This window comes from Rhodobaculum claviforme (assembly GCF_016653255.1).
Taxonomy (GTDB): Bacteria; Pseudomonadota; Alphaproteobacteria; order Rhodobacterales; family Rhodobacteraceae; genus Rhodobaculum; species Rhodobaculum claviforme.
The window spans coordinates 1-19419 of sequence record NZ_NHSD01000218.1 but is presented as its reverse complement, the minus strand read 5'-3'; the positions used below and the strand labels follow the sequence as shown (position 1 = coordinate 19419).

Here is a 19419-nt window from a genome sequence, read left to right as displayed (position 1 = left end):
GGGGCGGTGCTGGCGGGGCAGGGGCTGCGGGCGGTGCCGGGCAACCGCGGCGACTTCGACATCGCGCAGGCCGCCTTCGACGACAATTTCCTCACCACCGACCGGGCGCAGTTCGGCCGCATGCAGGCGGTGTTTCGCGCCCATCCCGCGCTGTCGCTGGGGGCGCCGACCTTGTCCTGGCTGGCCGCCGCGCTGACTGAAATGGCTGTTCTGGCGCCGCGGCCGTCACCGGTCCTGCCGGCGCTGGCCGCGGTCGGCAGTCTGGAGAAGATCGTGGACCCCGCCGCCATCGCCGCGCGCATGGAGCGCTGGCCCGGTGGCACCCTTCAGGTCCACCGGGGCGCCGAACACGAGATCCTGATGGAGGCCCCGGAGCACCGCGACCGGTTCCTCGATGCGGTGCTGGCGCTGTTTGCCGCGGCCGCGCGCGAGCGGCTCAGCTCCTGACCCGACGCCGCAACAGGCCCAGCAGCCCCAGCGCCGACATCAGCAGCAACAGCGGTGCCGGAAGCGGCACGACCGACGGCGGCAGCTCGGGGTCGGTCGGGTCGGTCGGTCCGGGCGGCGTGGGTCCGGGCGGTGATTCGGGCACGAGCGGCGGCGGCGGCGTGTCGGGATCGGAGAACGTCGTGAACCCACCCCCGCCGGGCCCACCGAAGCTGACCAGCGGAGCCATGGGCGGCATGAACGGCGCCGGCGTGTTGTTGAACTGGCGCGGTGAGAACAGTCCCGGCGTTCCCAGCGGCCCGAGCGGCGCCGGCGGCGGCGCCTCCAGCAGCACCGGCGGGACGGCGTCGTCGACGGGGCCGGGACCCACCTCGGGCTCCTCGGGGACACTCAGGTCGACCTCGGGCACGGCATCCTCGTTGGCGGCCTCGCAGAACTCGGCCACAAAGGCGCCGTACTGCGCCTGCACGTCCTCACGGTCGAGGTCGATGTCATCGGGGAACTGCTGCGCGCTGGCCCAGGCCCTGATGTCGGGCATGTCCGCGCAGTCGCCGTGCATGCAGACATGGGGGATGCGGCTCGACTTGCCGCCCTTGGACAGCACCAGCCAGATCTCGTCGAGGCTTTCCTCGGGCACGCACTCGCCGAAGCCGTCGGTGGACAGGAGCCGTTCGGGATCATCCAGCAGATGCGTCGCGGCGTCTGCCATCTGGGCGGGGATCACGAGGGCGCTGATCAGAATTCCTGTCCCGATCCCGCGTACTGCGCCATGCCAGATGTGCGGTGCGTGACGGAGCATAACGGCTGAAGGCTTCATGGCAACCATTCCATCGCGACCGTTGCCGGATGCAGCGATGTCCTTACAAAATCTGCTAAACTTCTATCCTTTAGTATCGGGAGTTCCGCGACATGGCAACTATCGCGACGCCGCTCCACACGGTTAAATCAACCTTCGGTTAACAGAAGATTACCGGCCCGCACGGGGCCGGTAATCGTGATTGCAGCATGTCCGAGGGAGGCCGGTTATCCCGACGTGACGCCCTGCGACGAACAGGCGCGGTACCCCATCGCGATCAGGTCGGCGCCGGTGAGCATCGCCAGCCCCTGCCGGGTGTGCCGCCCCTCGTTCATCCACCAGCGCGCCAACTGCGGGTTGTAATAGCGTGCGACATGGCGGGTGGCATGCTCGAACGCCTGCCCGGTCAGCTTGCGGCGCGTCTGCGGGTTGCTGGGCGCGTGAAAGCCGAACTGCGTCCAGGGCGCCACGCAGACCCGGTCACTGGCAAGGAACACCGTGCAGGCCGAGAAGCAGAACCCGCCATCGATTCGGACCTCGGCGCCGGACCGCACGAGGGACTGCATCTCGGCCACGATGTGCGGCAGAAACCCGCCGCGATGATTTCGTATGTGCACCGGGGCGGGGGTGCGCATCGCCGCCGCCTGCAGATCGGGCTGCGCGGCCACCGCCGCACCGTTCCAGCCCGCCATCACCATCACACTCGCGGCCACCGCCGCCCGGAAACCCGTCACAACCTGCGCACACATGGGCGTGCTCCTCGTTCGGACCAAATGATGGACGCGTCGGCGCCCGCTCTGTGGTCCGTTGTGCCGTCCCATCATGGTGCCCCTGCGGCCCGGCCTTGGCAAGTTCGGGACAATTTCAGGGCACCGCGCGGGACGGCTGTGCACCCTCCTCAGGCGACGAGGGTGGCTTCGGTGGCGGCGCGGATATCCTCCTCGGTCACGCCGGGGGCGGTCTCGACGATCCGCATGCCACCTTCGACCACATCCAGAACCCCGAGGTTGGTGATCACCCGGTTGACCACCCCGGTTCCCGTCAGCGGCAGGGTGCAGGACTTCAGCAGCTTGGACTCGCCGGCCTTGTTGGTGTGGTCCATCACCACCACCACGCGCTTCACGCCCGCCACAAGGTCCATGGCCCCGCCCATCCCCTTGATCAGCTTGCCCGGAATCATCCAGTTCGCCAGATCGCCGTTCTCGGCCACCTCCATCGCGCCCAGGATCGCCATGGCGATCTTGCCGCCGCGAATCATCGCAAAGCTCTCGGCGCTGTCGAAGAAGGCGGTGTGGGGCAGGGCGGTGACGGTCTGCTTGCCGGCGTTGATGAGGTCGGGGTCGACCGCGTCCTCGGTCGGAAAGGGACCGATGCCCAGCATCCCGTTTTCCGACTGAAGCGTGACGTTCACGCCGTCGGGGATGTAGTTGGCCACCAGCGTCGGGATGCCGATCCCGAGGTTGACGTACATCCCGTCCTCAAGTTCCTGCGCCGCGCGGGCGGCCATCTGGTTGCGGTCCCAGGGCATGGTGTGCTCCTTTCTGGTCGCGTTGGCGGGATCAGGCGGCGCGCACGGTGCGCTGTTCGATGCGCTTCTCGAACGTGCCCTGGATCATGCGGTGGACATAGATGCCCGGCAGGTGAATGTGGTCGGGGTCGAGGGTGCCGGCCTCGACGATCTCCTCGACCTCCACCACGCACACCCGCCCGCACATGGCCGCCGGCGGGTTGAAGTTGCGGGCGGTCTTGGCGAACACGAGGTTCCCGGTCGTGTCGGCCTTCCAGGCCTTGACGATGGCGAGGTCGGCGACGATCCCACGCTCCAGGATATACGTCTGCCCGTCGAAGTCCTTGTGTTCCTTGCCTTCGGCGATGGCGGTGCCGACGCCGGTGCGGGTATAGAAGCCCGCGATGCCCGCGCCACCCGCGCGCATCCGCTCGGCCAGCGTGCCTTGCGGGTTGAACTCCAGCTCGAGCTCGCCCGAGAGGTACTGGCGCATGAACTCCGCGTTCTCGCCGACGTAGGACGACATCATCTTGCGGATCTGCTTGGTCGCCAGCAGCTTGCCGAGGCCGAAGTCGTCCACCCCGCAGTTGTTCGATGCAACCGTCAGGTTCTTCGTGCCCGCATCCCGGATCGCGTCGATGAGGTTTTCGGGGATGCCGCAGAGGCCGAAGCCCCCGGCGGCGATGGTCATGCCGTCGAACAGAATGCCGTCAAGGGCTTGCGCGGCGGAGCCGTAGATCTTGTTCATGCCTGCTCTCTCCCTGTCCCGGACGGCGCGAGGGGCCGGGTCCGGCCGGTGGTGTGACCCTTGGCGTATGGGCCGGGCGCGGGAGGGATGTCAACGCTGCGGGCGGCGGCCGACACGGGGGCTTCGGGGCATATTAACGATTTGTAAATATGAGGGGATTGGCCTCGGCATGCGGTGGAGAGGGTATCCGGATACCCTGAAAAACCACATCCCCGAGGCAACGAACTGGCGCGACGATGCCGGCTGCGGGATCACGCGCTGCGTTCCCGGCGCCGACAGCGCCGGTCAGCCATCCATCTTCAACGCCGAGATGAACGCGGTCTGCGGAATCTCGACCTTGCCGAACTGGCGCATCTTCTTCTTCCCGGCCTTCTGCTTCTCCAGAAGCTTCTTCTTCCGGGTCACGTCGCCGCCGTAGCATTTCGCCGTCACGTCCTTGCGCAGGGCCGCGATGGTTTCACGGGCGATGACGCGGCCACCGATGGCGGCCTGGACGGGGATCTTGAACATGTGCCGGGGGATCAGGTCCTTGAGCTTCTCGCACATCATGCGGCCGCGGGCTTCGGCGCGGTCGCGGTGGACCATCATCGACAGCGCGTCCACCGGCTCGTCGTTCACCAGGATCTGCATCTTGACGAGGTTGTCCTCGCGGTAGCCGATCATCTGGTAATCAAAACTGGCGTAGCCCTTGGTCACGGATTTCAGCCGGTCGTAGAAGTCGAAGACGACCTCGTTGAGCGGCAGGTCATAGACCACCATGGCGCGGGAGCCGGCGTAGGTCAGCTCCAGCTGCTCGCCCCGCCGGTCCTGGCAGAGCTTGAGCACGTCGCCGAGATAGTCGTCGGGCACCAGGATCGTGGCCTTGATGCGCGGCTCCTCGACATGCTCCACATACGTCAGGTCGGGCAGGTCGGCGGGGTTGTGGAGCTGCTGCACCGTGCCGTCGCGCATGTGGATGTCATAGACGACCGACGGCGCGGTGGTGATGAGGTCGAGGTCGTACTCCCGCTCCAGCCGGTCGCGGATGACCTCCAGGTGCAACAACCCGAGAAACCCGCAGCGGAAGCCGAAGCCCAGGGCGGCCGAGGTCTCCATCTCATGCGTGAAGCTCGCGTCGTTGAGCGCCAGCTTCTCGATCGCGTCGCGCAGCCCCTCGAAGTCGTTGGCATCGACCGGGAACAGTCCGCAGAACACCACCGGAACCGACGGCTTGAAGCCGGGCAGGGGGGCCGCGCAGGATTTCTTCTCGTGGGTGATGGTGTCGCCGACGCGGGTGTCGCGAACCTGCTTGATGGAGCCAGTGAAGATGCCGATCTCGCCCGGACCCAGCTCGGGGGTGTCGACCATCTGCGGCTTCAGGACCGCGAGCTTGTCGATGCCGTGCACCGCGCCGGTCTGCATCATCTTGATACGGTCGCCCTTGCGGATGATGCCGTCCATCACGCGGATCAGCACGACGACGCCGAGGTAGGGATCGTACCACGAATCGACCAGCATCGCCTTGAGCGGCGCGTCGCGGTCGCCCTTCGGTGCCGGCAGGCGGGTGACGATGGCCTCCAGCACCTCGGGGATGCCGAGGCCGGACTTGGCCGAGATCTCCACCGCCTCGGAGGCATCAAGCCCGATGACGTCCTCGATCTGCGCCTTGACACGCTCGGGGTCGGCGGCGGGCAGGTCGATCTTGTTGAGGACGGGGACGATCTCGTGATCCGCGTCGATGGCCTGGTAGACGTTGGCCAGCGTCTGCGCCTCGACGCCCTGGCTGGCGTCGACGACCAGAAGCGAGCCCTCCACCGCGCGCATGGAGCGCGAGACCTCATAGGCGAAGTCGACGTGTCCGGGCGTGTCGATCAGGTTCAGGATATAGGTCTGCCCGTCGCGCGCGGGGTATTCGATGCGCACGGTGTTGGCCTTGATGGTGATGCCGCGCTCGCGCTCGATATCCATCGCGTCGAGCATCTGCTCCTTCATGTCGCGTGCGGCCACGGTACCGGTCAGCTGGATCAGCCGGTCGGCAAGGGTGGATTTACCGTGGTCGATGTGGGCCACGATGGAGAAGTTGCGGATGCGCGAAAGCTCGGTCATGCACCGGGATATGCGGCGGAAACGGGGGCTGGTCAATGTGGCATGCGGGGTCCGGCGCGGGGGGCTGCGACACATAATCTTATTGCGATGTGTTCCGCGGATACCCATGTCTCAGGGCGTTGGGCCTGCCACCGGTGCGGGCGATCCACGAACGGGAGAGACGGCATGATGAAGCGACTGACCCTTGCGACCGCAGCCCTGGCGCTGAGCGCCGGCGCCGTGATGGCCGATGACGATCGTCTGGTGACGGTGGTGACCTCGGACAACGCGCAGACGCAGCTGATGGCCATGGTGCTTTCGGCCCAGGCGGTGGAGCAGGGCGCGAGCCTGCACATGCTGCTGTGCGGCCCCGGCGGTGACATCGCCCTGCGCGATGCGCCCGAAAGCGCCACCGCGCCGCAGCCGCCGCGCGACGCCAGCCCCCAGGGCATGATGATGATGCTGATGGAAGCGGGCGCGACGGTCGAGGTCTGCGCGATCTACCTGCCCGGCATGGGCGCCGACGAAACGGTGCTGATCGACGGGGTGGGCGTGGCGCAGCCGCCGGCGATGGCGGGCGCGATGCTGGACGACGACGCGATCGTCTGGTCGTTCTGATCCGATCGGTCTGAGGCCCCTGCGGGCTACTGGCGGGCTGCGGGGGGCCGGTGGCCCCCCGTTTTGCGTCGGGTGTCGCGCTCAGTCGTGTGTCGCGGTCAACTGTCCGGGCGAACGGCGTCCACGCCCGCGCGCCGCAGGGCTGCATGCACCCGCGCGTCGCGGCCATAGACATCCTCGCGGAACACAAGGGCGCCCTGCGCGTCCGTGAAGGCCGTGCGATAGACCAGATGCACCGGCACCGGATCGTCCAGATACACCCGCGTCTGCCGGCCCGAGCGGTGGATGCGCTCGAACTCGGCCACCGGGTCGGCCACCTGGGGGGCGAGCAGTACATGGGCGAACGCCTCCGGGTCGCGCAGCCGGATGCACCCGTTGGACATCGCCCGCCGCGCGCGGTCGAACAGATGCCGGTCCGGCGTGTCATGCAGATAGATCGCATGCGGGTTGGGGAACATGAACTTCACCTTGCCCAGCGGATTGCGCGGCCCCGGCGGCTGGCGCAGGTTGTAGGGCAGGCTGCGCGCGGAGTGGGCGGCAAAGTCCACCGCCTCGCGCGCGATCACCCGACCGCTGCGGTCGGTCACCTGCAGCTGGGGATGGGCGTGCGGATTGGCCTGCAACGCCGGCAGGTAGCTGCGCGCGATCATGCCGCGGGGAATCGTCCAGTCGGGGTTGATCTCCATGTAGGTCATCGCCTCGGAGAACTCGTAGGTCTCGGTCTCGCGGGCGGTGCCGCCGACGATGGAGGCGGTCTCCAGGGTGATGCGGCCATCGTCCACGATGCGGCTGGAGTAATCGGTCAGGTTCACCCAGACATGGCGCGCCCCGCGCGGAATGTTCATCCAGCGTTCGCGCTCCAACGCGACGGTGATGGCCTGCAGGCGCTCCTCGATCGGGGTGTTCAGCGCGGCCAGCGTCGCCGGGCCCGCGATGCCGTCGACCGCCAGCCCGTGGGCGGCCTGGGCCGCGCGCACCGCCGCCGTCAGCTGCGTGTCATAGCGCCCCGAGACGGAGCGCCCGAGATACCCCATCGCCATCAGCCGGTCGCGCAGCGCCACGACCGCAGGCCCCTCGTCGCCGGGGTCGAGCCGGGTGGACGGCACCGGCGCCCCCCAGCCACCGGCCGCGGACCGTGCCGCCAGCCGGGCCCGCGCGCGCAGAAGGCGGCTGTACTCCGGGTCCGCCGGCGTCACCTCGCGCAGCGCCACGGCGGGCGGAACCTCGGCCAGCCGCGCCAGCAGGGCGGGTGCGTCCAGCGTGGGCGGTGTGCGGCGGATGTTGCCATCCACCGCGCGCGGATCGAGCACGCCCGCATGCAGATCCCGCGCCAGCCGCAGGAATGCCCGGGTCAGCGCCACATCCGCCGCACCAAGCGCGCGCGCGGTGTCGGCCGCTGCAAGGGCCGCGCGCACCCGTTCGGGGTCGTGACGCTCGGCGGGCAGGGCATGGGCGGGTGCCCCGGCCATCGCCGCGACCAGCTGCGCGCGCCGCGCAGCCCCGTCCGGCCCGGTCCAGACCGGGGCAAAATCGCGCGCGCGGTAGAATGCACCAAGGGTGTCGTCACCCCCCGCCGCCTCGGCCACGCCGAGCGCGAATCCCGGTGAGGCAGGCGGTGTGACGGGCGGCGTGCCCGGTTCCTGCGCCACCGCAGGCCCGCACGCCAGCAGCAGCGCGGCCAGGGATGCACGCCAGAGCGGGGCGGGTCGGGGCATGATGTCTCTCCGGTTGCGGGGGTCTGTCGCCCAATCTGCACGAACGGAAACCATATTTCAGCAATTTTCCGCCGAGATGGGCGCGCGGGTCCGTGACGGTCCCGGCGGGTCTTGGGCTGCGGCGTGGCCTGTGGCAAGGTGCAAACCAAGCGGGCGCAAAGACGCCGTGAGGCAGTCAGGTCAAGAAAACCAGGGGACGGGCACATCAGGATGATGGATGGCAACGGCTTGGGGGTCACACGGCGTGGCCTGCTGGCGGCGTTTGCGGCCACGGCAGTGGCGGCGACACCGTATTATGCGAACGCGGCGGGGTTCCTGCGCGGCGGCGGCGATATCCGGCGGCTGCGGATGTATTCCGGCCGCACGGGCGAACGTCTGGACGCGATCTACTGGATCGAGGGGCGCTACGTCCCCGAGGTCCTGCACGAGATCAACCATTTCATGCGGGACTGGCGCGACAACCGCACCACCTCCATCGACACCCGCACCATCGACATCATGAGCGCGGCACACCGTCTGATGGATGCCGAGGAGCCTTATGCTCTGCTCTCGGGCTACCGCTCGCCGCAGACCAACGCGATGCTGCGGGCGCGCTCGCGCAATGTGGCGCGCAACTCGCTGCATCTGACGGGCGAGGCGGCCGACCTGCGGCTGCGGTCGCGCTCGGTCGGGCAGATGGCGCAGGCGGCGGCGGCGTTGAACTCCGGCGGGGTCGGGCGGTACTCGGGCTCGGACTTCGTGCACATGGACTGCGGCCCGGTGCGGACCTGGGGCAGCTGACGGCCGCCCGGTGGACGCGCGGTCGGCTGCTGTGACGGTCCGGGCCGCCTGTGCGGATGACGCGCCCGCGATTGCGGCGATCTGGGCGCCGATCATCCGTGACACGGTCATCACCTTCTATCCCCACATCCGCACCGCCGAGGAGGTCGCCGCGATGATCGCCGGGCGGCAGGCCGCCGGGCACGCGTTCCTGGTGGCCGAGCGTGCGGGCGCCATCCTGGGCTTTGCCAGCTACAGCCAGTTCCGCGCCGGCCCCGGATACGTCCACAGCATGGAGCATACGGTCAACCTGGCGCCGGAGGCGCGGGGCCATGGGACGGGGGCCGCGCTGATGCGGGCGATCGAGGATCACGCCGCGCGGGCGGGCCACCACGCGTTGATCGGGGCGGTGACGGCGTGCAATGCGGGATCGCTGGCGTTTCACCGGCGCCTGGGCTTTGCCGAGGTCGGGCGCATTCCCGGTGCGGGCTGGAAATTCGGTCGGTTCCATGATCTTGTACTGGTGCACAAGCAACCGCGCGCCCGGCCCTCCGCCGGTTCCTGATCTCCCTGTCTGATTCCGGTCCGATGATTTCCGGCGAACCCCCCCCTGAGACGTTGTGGTCGCGCATCGCCGCGGCCCTGTCGGCGTTGCGCCGCGGCGAAGGGCTGTCGGAGGTGTTCGGTCATCTGCGCACCCCGCCCGAGCGCACCGTCGCCTTTGCCATCGCGGTGATCGCGCTGGGGGCCAAGATGGCCAAGGCCGATGGGCAGGTCACCCGTGACGAGGTCCGCGCCTTTCGTGAGGTCTTTCACGTCCCCCCCGAGGAGCAGGTCAACGCCGCGCGGGTGTTCGACCTCGCGCGCCAGGATGTGGCGGGGTTCGATCTTTATGCCCGGCGGATCGCGCGGATGTTCGGGCCGGGCGACCGCGTGCTGGAGACGGTGCTGGAGGGGCTGTTCCACATCGCACTGGCCGATGGCAGCCTCGATGCCCGCGAAGAGGTGTTCCTGCGCGAGGTGGCCGGCATCTTCGGCATCTCGGAGCGCGGGTTCCGTTGCATCAAGGCGGAGTTCCTGCCGGATGCGCCGGCCGACCCCTACGAGGTGCTGGACGTGGCGCCGGATGCGCCGCTGGCGGATGTGCGCGCGGCCTGGGCACGGGCGGTGCGCGACAATCATCCCGACCGGCTGATCGCGCGCGGCGTCCCGGCCGAGGCGGTGCGCCTGGCCGAGGCGCGCATGGTCGCCATCAACCGCGCCTGGGAGGACATCCGCCGCGACGCGGCCCCCTGACTCATGCCAGCCGCGCCAGCGCGCGGGTCAGCGCCTCCGACAGCTCGGCGCGTTCGTGGGGCGCAAGAAAGGCGCCCAGCTCCACCTCGCGGCCGCCGCCCTTGAGGGTCAGGTAGTTCTCCACCGGACCGCCTGTCGCATGCAGCACCACGCGCACCCAGAAGGGGTTGGCCTCCCACTCCTGCCGGGGGCCGCGGGGATTGTGGCGCACCAGCGCCATGCGGTCGGACCACAGGCACAGATCCTCGGTCAGCGCTCCGTCGGCATTGGAGCGCCGCAGCGCCAGCCACATGCCGCCCACCGTGACCACGACGAACGGCAGCACCCCCCACAGCACCGGCGTGCCCAGCACCGCGATCAGCGGAATCGCGATCAGCCCGCAGGTGACGGCGAAGAACAGCACGAACCCCTCGGGCGACAGCGACCGGTGGGGCGTCAGCCGCAGCACGAGTACCGGGGCCGCCCCGTCGGCATGGCGAAAGGCCCCGGGGTGTCCCGGGGCCTCCGTTCGATTCTCCAGCCAGGTGACGGGCATGTCAGTGGGCGGGCGAGCGGTCCCAGTCCTCGCGCTTCGGCAGCGTCTCGAACGTATGTTCGGGCGGCGGCGAGGGCAGGGTCCACTCCAGCGTGTCGGCGTGCTCGTTCCAGTAGTTGTTCTCGGTCACGCGCGCGCCGTGGCGCAGGGTGTAGTAGATCACCCCGATGAAGAACACGAACGAGGCGAACGAGATGAAGGCGCCGATCGAGCTTACCCAGTTCCACAGCGCGAACGCCTCGGGGTAGTCGATGTAGCGGCGCGGCATCCCCTGACGGCCGAGGAAGTGCTGCGGAAAGAAGGTCAGGTTGGAGCCGATGAACATCGCCCAGAAGTGCGTCTTGCCGGCCCATTCGGGGTACTGCCGCCCCGACATCTTGCCGATCCAGTAGTAGATCCCGGCAAACAGCGCGAACACGGCGCCCAAGGACATCACATAGTGGAAGTGCGCGACCACATAGTAGGTGTCGTGATAGTAGCGGTCGACGGCGGCCTGGCTGAGCACCACGCCCGTCACGCCGCCCACGGTGAACAGGAACAGGAACCCGAAGGCCCACAGCATGGGCGTCTTGAACTCCACCGAGCCGCCCCACATCGTGGCGATCCAGCTGAAGATCTTGATGCCCGTCGGCACCGCGATCACCATCGTCGCCAGCATGAAGTAGCTCTGCTGCGTCAGCGACATGCCCACGGTGTACATGTGGTGCGCCCACACCACGAAGCCCAGCACCCCGATGGCCACCATCGCATAGACCATCGGCAGGTAGCCGAAGATCGGCTTGCGCGAGAACGTGGCGATGACATGGCTGATGATGCCGAAGCCGGGGATGATGATGATGTAGACCTCCGGATGGCCGAAGAACCACAGGATGTGCTGGTACAGCACCGGGTCGCCGCCGCCCGAGGGATCGAAGAAGGTGGTGCCGAAGTTCCGGTCGGTCAGCAGCATGGTGATGGCGCCCGCAAGAACCGGCAGCGCCAGCAGGATCATCCACGCGGTGATGAACACCGACCAGGCGAACAGCGGCACCTTGTGCAGCGTCATGCCCGGCGCTCGCATGTTCAGGAAGGTGGTGATGATGTTGATCGCACCCAGGATCGACGAGGCGCCCGCGACATGCACCGCAAAGATCGCGAGGTCCATCGCATAGCCGGTCTCGGTCGTCGACAGCGGCGGATAGAGCACCCAGCCCACCCCCGCGCCGGTCTGCCCCGCGCCGCCGGGCGAGAACAGCGACGCCACCGCCAGCGACGCCCCGGCCACATAAAGCCAGTACGACAGGTTGTTGAGCCGCGGGAACGCCATGTCCGGCGCGCCGATGTGCAGCGGCATGAAGTAGTTGCCAAAGCCCCCGAACAGCGCCGGAATCACGACGAAGAACATCATCAGCACGCCGTGGGCGGTGATCAGCACGTTCCACAGGTGGCCGTTGGGGGTGCACTCGCCCGCGGCGGCCGCGGTCATGCGCGCGCCCTCCAGGCACATGTACTGAACGCCGGGCTCCATCAGTTCCATGCGCATGTAGACCGTGAAGGCCACCGCGATGAATCCGACGATGCCGGAGGTGAACAGATACAGGATCCCGATGTCCTTGTGGTTGGTGGACATGAACCAGCGGGTGAAGAACCCGCGGGTGTCCCCGTGCCCTCCGCCCTGGGTGACTGCGTCGGCCATGGCTCTCCCCCCCGTATCGCGTGTGCCGTCATCCTGTGCGCGGTGAAATTCTGTCCTGCGCGCACATGTTTCACGTCTGCATAGAATACCGTTGCACACAGGGCAATCGGTAACAGGCCCGTCAGAAGGGTGACCGATGACGCGGGAATGGGAAATCGCAGGCGCATGTTTTGCCCTGCGACATGGTGTCCCTCCCCGAGGCCTCGGGGGCGGGATCAGGCGACGGGGGGCGCGGGTTTGCGCGCGGTGTCCTCGCCCGCGGGCAGGGGCTCGACGGCCTCGGCGTCAAACAGCTTGGCCAGACGCTCGGCGCTGGTCATCAGCATGCCCTGTTCCCAATCCGCAAGCCGCGCGAACCGGTCGGCGAAGCGGCCATAGAGCGGGTCGGGGGTGTCGGCCAGAAGCTGGCGCCCGCTGTCGGTCAGGATCACCCAGACGGTGCGGCGGTCGGTCTGCCGACGCTCGCGGCGCACAAGGCCGCGCGCCTCCAGCCGATCGATCTGGGTGGTGACGGTGGCCTGGGCCACGCCCAGACGGCGGGCGATGTCGCTGGGCAGTTCCTGCCCGCGGTCGGCCAGCGCGTGCAGCACCAGCATCTGTGCGTGCGTCAACCCCGAGGCCCGCGCGATCGCGCGGGCGTTGCCCTCGATCGCGCGCAGCACGCGCCTGAGTGCGATCAGCGTCGCATCCACCCGTTCCGTCACCCCGTCCACCCTTTCGCGTCGGCTGCCCTGCGGTGGGGAATGCGATGGCTGCGCGGGCGGGGCAAGTCCCCGGGCGCGGCATCCATCGGCCTCCAAAAGGTTAGCCTGCCAAAACAAACTTCTGCTCCAGACGGTGTCTGACACCCCCTGAAACCTGACAACTCCTATTATATAAACAGTAATTCCGTCAAGTCGGTTATTTTTCAGGCAAAGGTTGCATGGCTGGACGGGGTGCGTATATTTAGTCGCTCAAAGAAACAACGCAGGTATTTTCCAGGATGGCCCGGACAAATCGCAAGATCATCGAAACACCCAAGGGTGCGGTGCGCCTGCGCAGCCCCGTCAAGACTGACGGCACGGCCGTCCAGGAGCTGATCGCGCGCTGCGCGCCACTGGACCAGAATTCCCTCTACATGAACCTGATCCAGTGCGACCACTTCGCCGACACCTGTGTGCTGGCCGAGCGTGGCGACGATGTGCTGGGCTGGATCTCGGCGCATGTGCCGCCGGGGCGCGAGGACACGATCTTCGTGTGGCAGGTGGCTGTTGACGCCCGCGCACGCGGCATGGGGCTGGGACGCCACATGCTGACGGCGCTGCTGGAGCGCCCGCTGTGCCGCCGCGTCATCAACCTGGAGACCACGATCACCCGCGACAACGAGGGGTCCTGGGCACTGTTCCGCAGCCTTGCCCGGCGTCTGGACGGCGATCTGTCCCACGCGCCCCATTTTGAACGCGAGGCGCATTTCGGCGGCGCGCATGACACCGAGCATCTGGTGACCATCGCGCTCGACGCCGAAGCGGTGCGCCGGGCGGCCTGAGGCCCCCGCGCGATGCCCGCCCGCACTTCGAGAAAGGATTTCCGCATGACCGATCATACCCAGACCGACACCGGCCCCATGGCCGTCTATGCCCGCCGCGAAAGCCAGGTGCGCAGCTACTGCCGCAGCTTTCCGGTGGAGTTCACCAAGGGCCGCAACGCCACGCTGACCGACCGCGCGGGGCGGGAGTACATCGACTTCCTCGCCGGGTGCTCGTCGCTGAACTATGGCCACAACGACCCGGACATGAAGGCGGCGCTGATCGACCACATCACCGGCGACGGCATCGCCCACGGCCTGGACATGCACACCGACGCCAAGACCGCGTTCCTGGAGACGTTCGAGCGCGTGATCCTGCGCCCGCGCGGCATGGAGCACAAGGTGATGATGACCGGCCCCACCGGCACCAACGCCGTCGAGGCCGCGATGAAGCTGGCGCGCAAGGTCACCGGGCGCGACACCATCGTCGCCTTCACCAACGGCTTTCACGGCATGACGATGGGCGCGCTGGCGGCCACCGGCAACGCCGGCAAGCGCGCGGGCGGCGGCATGGCGCTGCATGGCGTCGTGCGGATGCCCTATGAGGGGGCGATGGACGGCGTCGACAGCCTCGCGATGATCGAGGCGATGCTGGACAACCCCTCCAGCGGGTTCGACGCGCCGGCCGCGTTCCTGATCGAGCCGGTGCAGGGTGAGGGCGGGCTGAACGCCGCCTCGGCCGACTTCCTGCGCGGGCTGAAGCGGCTGGCCGAGAAGCACGGCGCGCTGCTCATTGCCGACGATATCCAGTCGGGCATCGGGCGCACGGGGCCGTTCTTCAGCTTCGAGGGGATGGACGTGATGCCCGACCTGATCCCGCTGGCGAAGTCGCTGTCGGGGATGGGCCTGCCGTTCGCCGCACTTCTGGTGCGCCCGGACCTGGACGTGTGGAAGCCGGCCGAACACAACGGCACCTTCCGCGGCAACCAGCATGCCTTCGTCACCGCCCGCGTGGCGCTGGAGAAGTTCTGGACCGACGACACCTTCCAGAAGCAGACCGAAGCCAAGGCCGAGTTCCTGGAGCGCCGGCTGTCGGACATCGCCGCCCTGATCCCCGGCGCCCGGCTGAAGGGCCGCGGCATGATGCGTGGCGTCGACGTCGGTTCGGGCGAGACGGCGGGCGCGATCTGCGCGGCCTGTTTCGAGCACGGTCTGGTCATCGAGACCTCGGGCGCCCATGATGAGGTCGTCAAGGTCCTCGCGCCCCTGACAATTCCCGAGGCGCAGTTGGCGCAGGGCCTCGACATCATCGAAGCGGCGGTGCGCAGCCGGATCGCCGGCACCACCCCCATTGCAGCGGAGTAACCCATGATCGTTCGCGATTTCCACGAAGCCAACAAGACCGACCGCAAGGTCGCCAACGAGCGTTGGGAGTCGGTGCGCCTGCTGCTGGCCGATGACGGGATGGGGTTTTCGTTCCACATCACCACCATCGAAGGCGGCTCCGAGCACACCTTTCACTACAAGAACCATTTCGAGAGCGTGTATTGCATCTCGGGTAAGGGCTCGATCGAGGATCTCGCCACCGGCACCGTCCACCAGATCCGGCCCGGCGTGATGTACGCGCTCGACAAGCACGACAAGCACACCTTGCGCTGCGAGGACACGATGGTTCTGGCGTGCTGCTTCAACCCGCCCGTGACGGGCACCGAGGTGCACCGGGCCGACGGCTCCTACGCCGCCGCGGACTGAGGTGGGCGCCCCCGTCACGGTCGGCCCGTCACGGTCGGACTGCAAACAAAGGGTGCGGCGGTGAAAAGCCTGCCGCACGGACACATGGCACGACATACTGTCGAAAAGATCGGCGGCACCTGCATGAGCCGGAGCCGCGAGTTGCTCGAGACCCTGTGGGTCGGAGGCCGCGAGGATGTGTATGGCCGCATCTTTGTCGTCTCGGCCTATGGCGGGATCACCAACCTGCTGCTGGAGCACAAGAAAAGCGGCGAGCAGGGGGTCTATGCCCGGTTTGCCTCGGATGACGGCGGCAGCGGCTGGCACCAGGCGCTGAACGACACCGCAGCCGAGATGATGCGCGTGCACGGAGAGATCCTGGAGCATGACGGCGACAGGGGCCGGGCGGATGCGTTCGTGCGCGACCGCATCGAGGGTGCGCGGGCCTGCATGATCGACCTTCAGCGGCTGGGCTCCTACGGGCACTTCCGCATCGACGGGCAACTGATGACGCTGCGCGAGTTGCTGGCGGGGCTGGGCGAGGCGCATTCGGCCTTTGTCAGCACGCTGCTGTTGCAGCGCCACGGGGTGAACGCGCGCTTTGTGGATCTGTCGGGTTGGCGCGACGAGGCGCATCCCGATCTGGCCGAGCGGCTGCGCGCCGCGCTCGACGGGATCGACTTCTCCGAGGAGCTGCCGATCGTCACCGGCTATGCGCATTGTGCCGAAGGGCTGATGCGCGAATACGATCGTGGCTATTCCGAGGTGGTGTTCGCCCACATCGCGGCGCAGACCGCGGCCTCCGAGGCGATCATCCACAAGGAGTTCCATCTGTCCTCGGCTGATCCCAAGGTCGTGGGGCTGGACAAGGTGCGCAAGATCGGGCGCACCAGCTATGACGTGGCCGACCAGCTGTCGAACCTCGGGATGGAGGCGATCCACCCCAACGCAGCCCGCATCCTGCGCCGCGCCGAGGTCGCGCTGCGGGTCAAGCACGCGTTTGAACCCGACGATCCCGGCACCCTGATCGGTCCCGAGGGCGGGCAGGCGGGGCGCGTGGAGATGGTCACCGGCCTGCCGTTGCAGGCGCTGGAGGTCTATGAGCCCGACATGGTCGGGGTGAAGGGCTATGACGCCGGGATCCTGGACGCGCTGACGCGCCACAAGCTGTGGATCGTGTCGAAGTCCTCCAACGCGAACTCCATCACCCACTGGGTCAGCGGCTCGCTCAAGGCCCTGCGCCGGGTGGAGCGGGAGCTGGCGCAGCGCTGGTCCAACGCCGAGATCACCATTCGTCCCGTGGCGATGGTGTCGGCCATCGGCAGCGACCTGACCGGCCTTGGTGCGGTGCGTCGGGGGCTGGAGGCGCTGGACGCCGCCGGGATCGAGGTGCTTGCGGTGCAGCAGGGCCTGCGCCGGGTGGAGGTGCAGTTCCTCGTTCCGCGCGAGGCGCAGGACGCAGCGGTCGCCGCCCTGCATGCCCGCCTGATCGAGGAGACGGGCGCGGCCAGCGTCCAGCCCATCGCCGCCGAGTGATCGGCGGCCACCGATGCGCCCGGAGCGCCGCGCGGCTGGACGCTGCGCGGCGCTTTCGCTATCGGGGGCGGGTCCAAGCCCCGGAGATCCCATGACCGCCACTTCCGCGCCCATGCCCCTGACCGCCCGTGCCGGCGGGGCGCTGCGGGGCACCACCGACGTGCCCGGCGACAAGTCCATCAGCCACCGCGCTCTGATCCTGGGTGCGCTGGCGGTGGGCGAGACGCGCATCACCGGGCTGCTGGAAGGGCAGGATGTCCTCGACACCGCCGCCGCGATGCGCGCCTTCGGGGCCGAGGTGATCCGCCACGGACCCGGCAGCTGGTCGGTGCATGGCGTGGGCGTGGGCGGGTTCGGCGAACCGTCGGGTGTGATCGACTGCGGCAACTCGGGCACCGGGGTGCGGCTGATCATGGGCGCGATGGCGACCACGCCGATCACCGCCACCTTCACCGGCGATGCCAGCCTGTGCCGCCGCCCCATGGGCCGCGTGACCGATCCGCTGGCGCTGTTTGGTGCACAGGCGGTGGGGCGCGCGGGCGGACGGCTGCCGATGACGCTGGTGGGCGCGGCCGATCCGGTGCCGGTGCGCTATGTGCTGCCGGTGCCCTCGGCGCAGGTGAAATCGGCGGTGCTGCTGGCCGGGCTGAACGCGCCGGGCGAGACCGCGGTGATCGAGGCCGAGCCGACCCGCGACCACACCGAACGCATGCTCGCGGGCTTCGGCGCCGTCATCCGCCACGAGGACACGCCCGAGGGCCGCGCGGTGATCCTGACGGGCCAGCCGGAGTTGATCGCGCAGCCGGTGGCGGTGCCGCGCGATCCGTCCTCGGCCGCGTTTCCGGTGGTGGCGGCGCTGATGGTGCCGGGATCGGATGTGCGGGTGCCGGGCGTCAGCCGCAACCCCACGCGCGACGGCCTTTATTGCACGCTGCTGGAGATGGGCGCCGATCTGCTGTTCGAGGCCGAGCGCGCGGAGGGCGGCGAGCCGGTGGCCGACCTGCGCGCCCGCTTCACGGGAACCTTGCGCGGGGTGGAGGTGCCGCCCGAGCGCGCCGCCAGCATGATCGACGAGTTCCCGATCCTCGCAGCCCTTGCCGCCACCGCCGAGGGCGCCACCGTCATGCGCGGCGTGCGCGAGTTGCGCGTCAAGGAAAGCGACCGCATCGCCGCGATGGCCACCGGGCTGGCCGCCTGCGGCGTCGCGGTGGAGGAGACGGAGGACACGCTGACGGTGCATGGCTGCGGCCCGGACGGCGTGCCGGGGGGCACGACGGTGGCCACGCACCTCGACCACCGCATCGCCATGAGCTTCCTGTGCCTTGGCCTCGTGGCCCGCGCGCCCGTCACGGTGGACGATGCCGGCCCCATCGCCACGTCGTTTCCCGACTTCATTCCGCTGATGACGGCCCTTGGCGCCGATCTGGCCACCCATGGCTGAGGGCGCGCGGTTCACGGTCGCGCTGGATGGGCCGGCGGCGTCGGGCAAGGGCACGCTGGGGCGCGCGCTGGCGCAGGCGTGCGGGTTTGCGCATCTCGATACGGGGCTTCTGTATCGTGCCGTGGGTGCGCGGGCGGCGGCGGGCGAGGACCCGGTGGCCGCAGCGCGCAGCCTCGTGCCCGAGGATCTGTCGCGCGCCGATCTGCGCAGCGCCGCCGCAGGGCAGGCCGCCAGCCGCGTGGCGGCACTGGAAGAGGTGCGCGCGGCGCTGCTGGCATTCCAGCGGGATTTCGCGCGCAGACCCGGCGGAGCGGTGCTGGACGGGCGCGACATCGGCACCGTGGTCTGCCCGGGCGCAGAGGTGAAGCTGTTCGTCACCGCATCGGATGCGGTGCGGTCGCGGCGGCGTTGGCTGGAGCTGCGCGCGCACCAGCCCGACCTGACGCAGGTGGAGGTTCTCGAAGACCTGCGTGCCCGCGATGCCCGCGACCGCGAACGGGCAGCCGCGCCGCTGCGACCGGCGCCGGACGCGATGCTTCTGGACACCTCGGACCTGACGATCGAGGCGGCGATCGCACGGGCGCTCTCGGCGGTCGAGGCCGCCCGCCGCTGAAGGGTATCTACCTCTGTGGTTGCCGCCCGTTGTGCAAGAGGTTTCTGACCTGTTTGGCGGGTGATCGAGTACGGTCCTCTGTCAGGCCTTCCCTTGCGGCGTTTTCAGAAGCCGCTGGCCGATATGGTGATCTGCAGACAAGGTCCCAATCCCGATTGCGAGCTTTGCCGCTCTGGCGGTTACGCTGGTTTTCCTTGTCCCGATCTGATCGATCATTCTGCCCATTTGGGTCTTTGCCTTCCTGCACGGCTCTGATGATGTGACCGCCCCCCGACGGCATCGATGTGCCAAGGTGGGTTTGCGAAGCTCCACAGAGGGGAGCGGTCATGTCGGAGATTATCACGGTCGGGCTCGACCTGGCGAAGAATGTGTTCCAGGCGCACGGCGCCGACGCCTCGGGGCGGGCGGTGCTGCGCAAGAAGCTGAGACGGGAT

Annotated in this window: 19 protein-coding genes and 2 pseudogenes; 12 read left to right on the top strand and 9 right to left on the bottom strand. The window is 68.6% G+C overall.

Translation table 11 applies throughout. From position 1 onward, the window contains the following. Positions 1-447, top strand: a pseudogene (locus CCR87_RS07750) (alpha/beta hydrolase); the annotation flags it as partial. Here the strand turns inward: CCR87_RS07750 and CCR87_RS07745 are convergent. The 5 genes from CCR87_RS07745 to lepA all read right to left on the bottom strand — a co-directional run bounded on the left by CCR87_RS07745 (position 437) and on the right by lepA (position 5583). Beyond that, entirely contained in the window at positions 437-1246 is an 810-nt protein-coding gene (locus CCR87_RS07745; RefSeq protein ID WP_207186590.1) for a hypothetical protein, read from the bottom strand. The pseudogene CCR87_RS07750 and the gene CCR87_RS07745 sit on opposite strands and share 11 nt — an antisense overlap. A 224-nt stretch (positions 1247-1470) precedes the next feature. Beyond that, positions 1471-1992: a hypothetical protein gene (locus tag CCR87_RS07740; protein WP_201156974.1), complete on the bottom strand. Its 522-nt coding sequence runs from the start codon at positions 1990-1992 to the stop codon at positions 1471-1473. Positions 1993-2141: 149 nt separating this feature from the next. Beyond that, positions 2142-2771 (bottom strand): 3-oxoacid CoA-transferase subunit B, encoded by a 630-nt coding sequence (locus CCR87_RS07735; protein ID WP_201156973.1) that lies wholly within the window; start codon positions 2769-2771, stop codon positions 2142-2144. A 31-nt stretch (positions 2772-2802) separates the two neighbouring features. Beyond that, on the bottom strand, positions 2803-3498 hold the full coding sequence (locus CCR87_RS07730) for a CoA transferase subunit A (RefSeq protein ID WP_201156972.1): 696 nt from the start codon (positions 3496-3498) through the stop codon (positions 2803-2805). A 285-nt stretch (positions 3499-3783) separates the two neighbouring features. After that, positions 3784-5583, bottom strand: a complete 1800-nt coding sequence (lepA, locus tag CCR87_RS07725; RefSeq protein ID WP_201156971.1) for a translation elongation factor 4 — start codon at positions 5581-5583, stop codon at positions 3784-3786. Between the two features lie 165 nt (positions 5584-5748). Here lepA and CCR87_RS07720 point away from each other — a divergent pair, with 165 nt between their 5' ends. Further along, positions 5749-6180 carry a DsrE family protein gene (locus tag CCR87_RS07720; protein ID WP_201156970.1) on the top strand — a complete coding sequence of 144 codons (432 nt, stop codon included), beginning with the start codon at positions 5749-5751 and terminating at the stop codon, positions 6178-6180. A 98-nt stretch (positions 6181-6278) separates the two neighbouring features. Here the strand turns inward: CCR87_RS07720 and CCR87_RS07715 are convergent, their stop codons facing one another. Further along, a complete protein-coding gene (locus tag CCR87_RS07715) occupies positions 6279-7895 on the bottom strand; it encodes a L,D-transpeptidase family protein (protein WP_201156969.1) in 1617 nt (538 codons plus the stop codon). A 210-nt stretch (positions 7896-8105) separates the two neighbouring features. Here CCR87_RS07715 and mepK point away from each other — a divergent pair, with 210 nt between their 5' ends. From mepK to CCR87_RS07700, 3 genes are read left to right on the top strand one after another with little or no spacing between them, the layout of a single operon-like run. Next, positions 8106-8675 (top strand): peptidoglycan L,D-endopeptidase MepK, encoded by a 570-nt coding sequence (gene mepK / locus CCR87_RS07710; RefSeq protein ID WP_201156968.1) that lies wholly within the window; start codon positions 8106-8108, stop codon positions 8673-8675. Between the two features lie 31 nt (positions 8676-8706). Beyond that, a complete protein-coding gene (locus CCR87_RS07705; protein WP_201156967.1) occupies positions 8707-9219 on the top strand; it encodes a GNAT family N-acetyltransferase in 513 nt (170 codons plus the stop codon). Positions 9220-9242: 23 nt separating this feature from the next. Further along, positions 9243-9950 (top strand): TerB family tellurite resistance protein, encoded by a 708-nt coding sequence (locus CCR87_RS07700; RefSeq protein ID WP_201156966.1) that lies wholly within the window; start codon positions 9243-9245, stop codon positions 9948-9950. Between the two features lies 1 nt (position 9951). On the opposite strand, the gene CCR87_RS07695 is transcribed toward CCR87_RS07700, so the two are convergent. The 3 genes from CCR87_RS07695 to CCR87_RS07685 all read right to left on the bottom strand — a co-directional run bounded on the left by CCR87_RS07695 (position 9952) and on the right by CCR87_RS07685 (position 12864). Continuing rightward, positions 9952-10485, bottom strand: a complete 534-nt coding sequence (locus tag CCR87_RS07695) for a DUF2244 domain-containing protein (protein ID WP_201156965.1) — start codon at positions 10483-10485, stop codon at positions 9952-9954. A gap of 1 nt (position 10486) precedes the next feature. Then, positions 10487-12160, bottom strand: coding sequence for a cytochrome c oxidase subunit I (ctaD, locus tag CCR87_RS07690; RefSeq protein WP_201156964.1), 1674 nt, complete (start codon positions 12158-12160; stop codon positions 10487-10489). A 215-nt stretch (positions 12161-12375) separates the two neighbouring features. Continuing rightward, positions 12376-12864 carry a MarR family transcriptional regulator gene (locus tag CCR87_RS07685; protein ID WP_201156963.1) on the bottom strand — a complete coding sequence of 163 codons (489 nt, stop codon included), beginning with the start codon at positions 12862-12864 and terminating at the stop codon, positions 12376-12378. A 278-nt stretch (positions 12865-13142) separates the two neighbouring features. On the opposite strand from CCR87_RS07685, the gene ectA reads away from it, so the two are divergent. The 7 genes and pseudogenes from ectA to CCR87_RS07650 all read left to right on the top strand — a co-directional run. Beyond that, positions 13143-13685, top strand: a complete 543-nt coding sequence (gene ectA / locus CCR87_RS07680) for a diaminobutyrate acetyltransferase (RefSeq protein ID WP_201156962.1) — start codon at positions 13143-13145, stop codon at positions 13683-13685. Between the two features lie 45 nt (positions 13686-13730). Then, a complete protein-coding gene (gene ectB / locus CCR87_RS07675; protein ID WP_242511911.1) occupies positions 13731-15029 on the top strand; it encodes a diaminobutyrate--2-oxoglutarate transaminase in 1299 nt (432 codons plus the stop codon). A 3-nt stretch (positions 15030-15032) separates the two neighbouring features. After that, positions 15033-15416, top strand: coding sequence for an ectoine synthase (locus CCR87_RS07670; RefSeq protein WP_201156961.1), 384 nt, complete (start codon positions 15033-15035; stop codon positions 15414-15416). An 84-nt stretch (positions 15417-15500) separates the two neighbouring features. Then, on the top strand, positions 15501-16931 hold the full coding sequence (locus tag CCR87_RS07665; protein ID WP_201156960.1) for an aspartate kinase: 1431 nt from the start codon (positions 15501-15503) through the stop codon (positions 16929-16931). 91 nt (positions 16932-17022) lie between these two features. Beyond that, positions 17023-18372 (top strand): 3-phosphoshikimate 1-carboxyvinyltransferase, encoded by a 1350-nt coding sequence (gene aroA, locus CCR87_RS07660; protein ID WP_201156959.1) that lies wholly within the window; start codon positions 17023-17025, stop codon positions 18370-18372. Further along, on the top strand, positions 18365-18985 hold the full coding sequence (locus CCR87_RS07655) for a (d)CMP kinase (protein ID WP_201156958.1): 621 nt from the start codon (positions 18365-18367) through the stop codon (positions 18983-18985). Before aroA ends, CCR87_RS07655 begins: the two co-directional genes overlap by 8 nt. 326 nt (positions 18986-19311) lie before the next feature. Next, positions 19312-19419, top strand: a pseudogene (locus tag CCR87_RS07650) (IS110 family transposase); the annotation flags it as partial.

Coding starts and splice junctions, on each gene's coding strand:
- CCR87_RS07730 (WP_201156972.1), bottom strand. CDS start 3,498: ATGAACAAGATCTACGGCTCCGCCGCGCAAGCCCTTGACGGCATTCTG.
- CCR87_RS07740 (WP_201156974.1), bottom strand. CDS start 1,992: ATGTGTGCGCAGGTTGTGACGGGTTTCCGGGCGGCGGTGGCCGCGAGT.
- CCR87_RS07665 (WP_201156960.1), top strand. CDS start 15,501: ATGGCACGACATACTGTCGAAAAGATCGGCGGCACCTGCATGAGCCGG.
- CCR87_RS07720 (WP_201156970.1), top strand. CDS start 5,749: ATGATGAAGCGACTGACCCTTGCGACCGCAGCCCTGGCGCTGAGCGCC.
- aroA (WP_201156959.1), top strand. CDS start 17,023: ATGACCGCCACTTCCGCGCCCATGCCCCTGACCGCCCGTGCCGGCGGG.
- ctaD (WP_201156964.1), bottom strand. CDS start 12,160: ATGGCCGACGCAGTCACCCAGGGCGGAGGGCACGGGGACACCCGCGGG.
- mepK (WP_201156968.1), top strand. CDS start 8,106: ATGATGGATGGCAACGGCTTGGGGGTCACACGGCGTGGCCTGCTGGCG.
- ectB (WP_242511911.1), top strand. CDS start 13,731: ATGACCGATCATACCCAGACCGACACCGGCCCCATGGCCGTCTATGCC.
- lepA (WP_201156971.1), bottom strand. CDS start 5,583: ATGACCGAGCTTTCGCGCATCCGCAACTTCTCCATCGTGGCCCACATC.
- CCR87_RS07735 (WP_201156973.1), bottom strand. CDS start 2,771: ATGCCCTGGGACCGCAACCAGATGGCCGCCCGCGCGGCGCAGGAACTT.
- CCR87_RS07670 (WP_201156961.1), top strand. CDS start 15,033: ATGATCGTTCGCGATTTCCACGAAGCCAACAAGACCGACCGCAAGGTC.
- CCR87_RS07695 (WP_201156965.1), bottom strand. CDS start 10,485: ATGCCCGTCACCTGGCTGGAGAATCGAACGGAGGCCCCGGGACACCCC.
- CCR87_RS07715 (WP_201156969.1), bottom strand. CDS start 7,895: ATGCCCCGACCCGCCCCGCTCTGGCGTGCATCCCTGGCCGCGCTGCTG.
- ectA (WP_201156962.1), top strand. CDS start 13,143: ATGGCCCGGACAAATCGCAAGATCATCGAAACACCCAAGGGTGCGGTG.
- CCR87_RS07655 (WP_201156958.1), top strand. CDS start 18,365: ATGGCTGAGGGCGCGCGGTTCACGGTCGCGCTGGATGGGCCGGCGGCG.
- CCR87_RS07700 (WP_201156966.1), top strand. CDS start 9,243: ATGATTTCCGGCGAACCCCCCCCTGAGACGTTGTGGTCGCGCATCGCC.
- CCR87_RS07745 (WP_207186590.1), bottom strand. CDS start 1,246: ATGCTCCGTCACGCACCGCACATCTGGCATGGCGCAGTACGCGGGATC.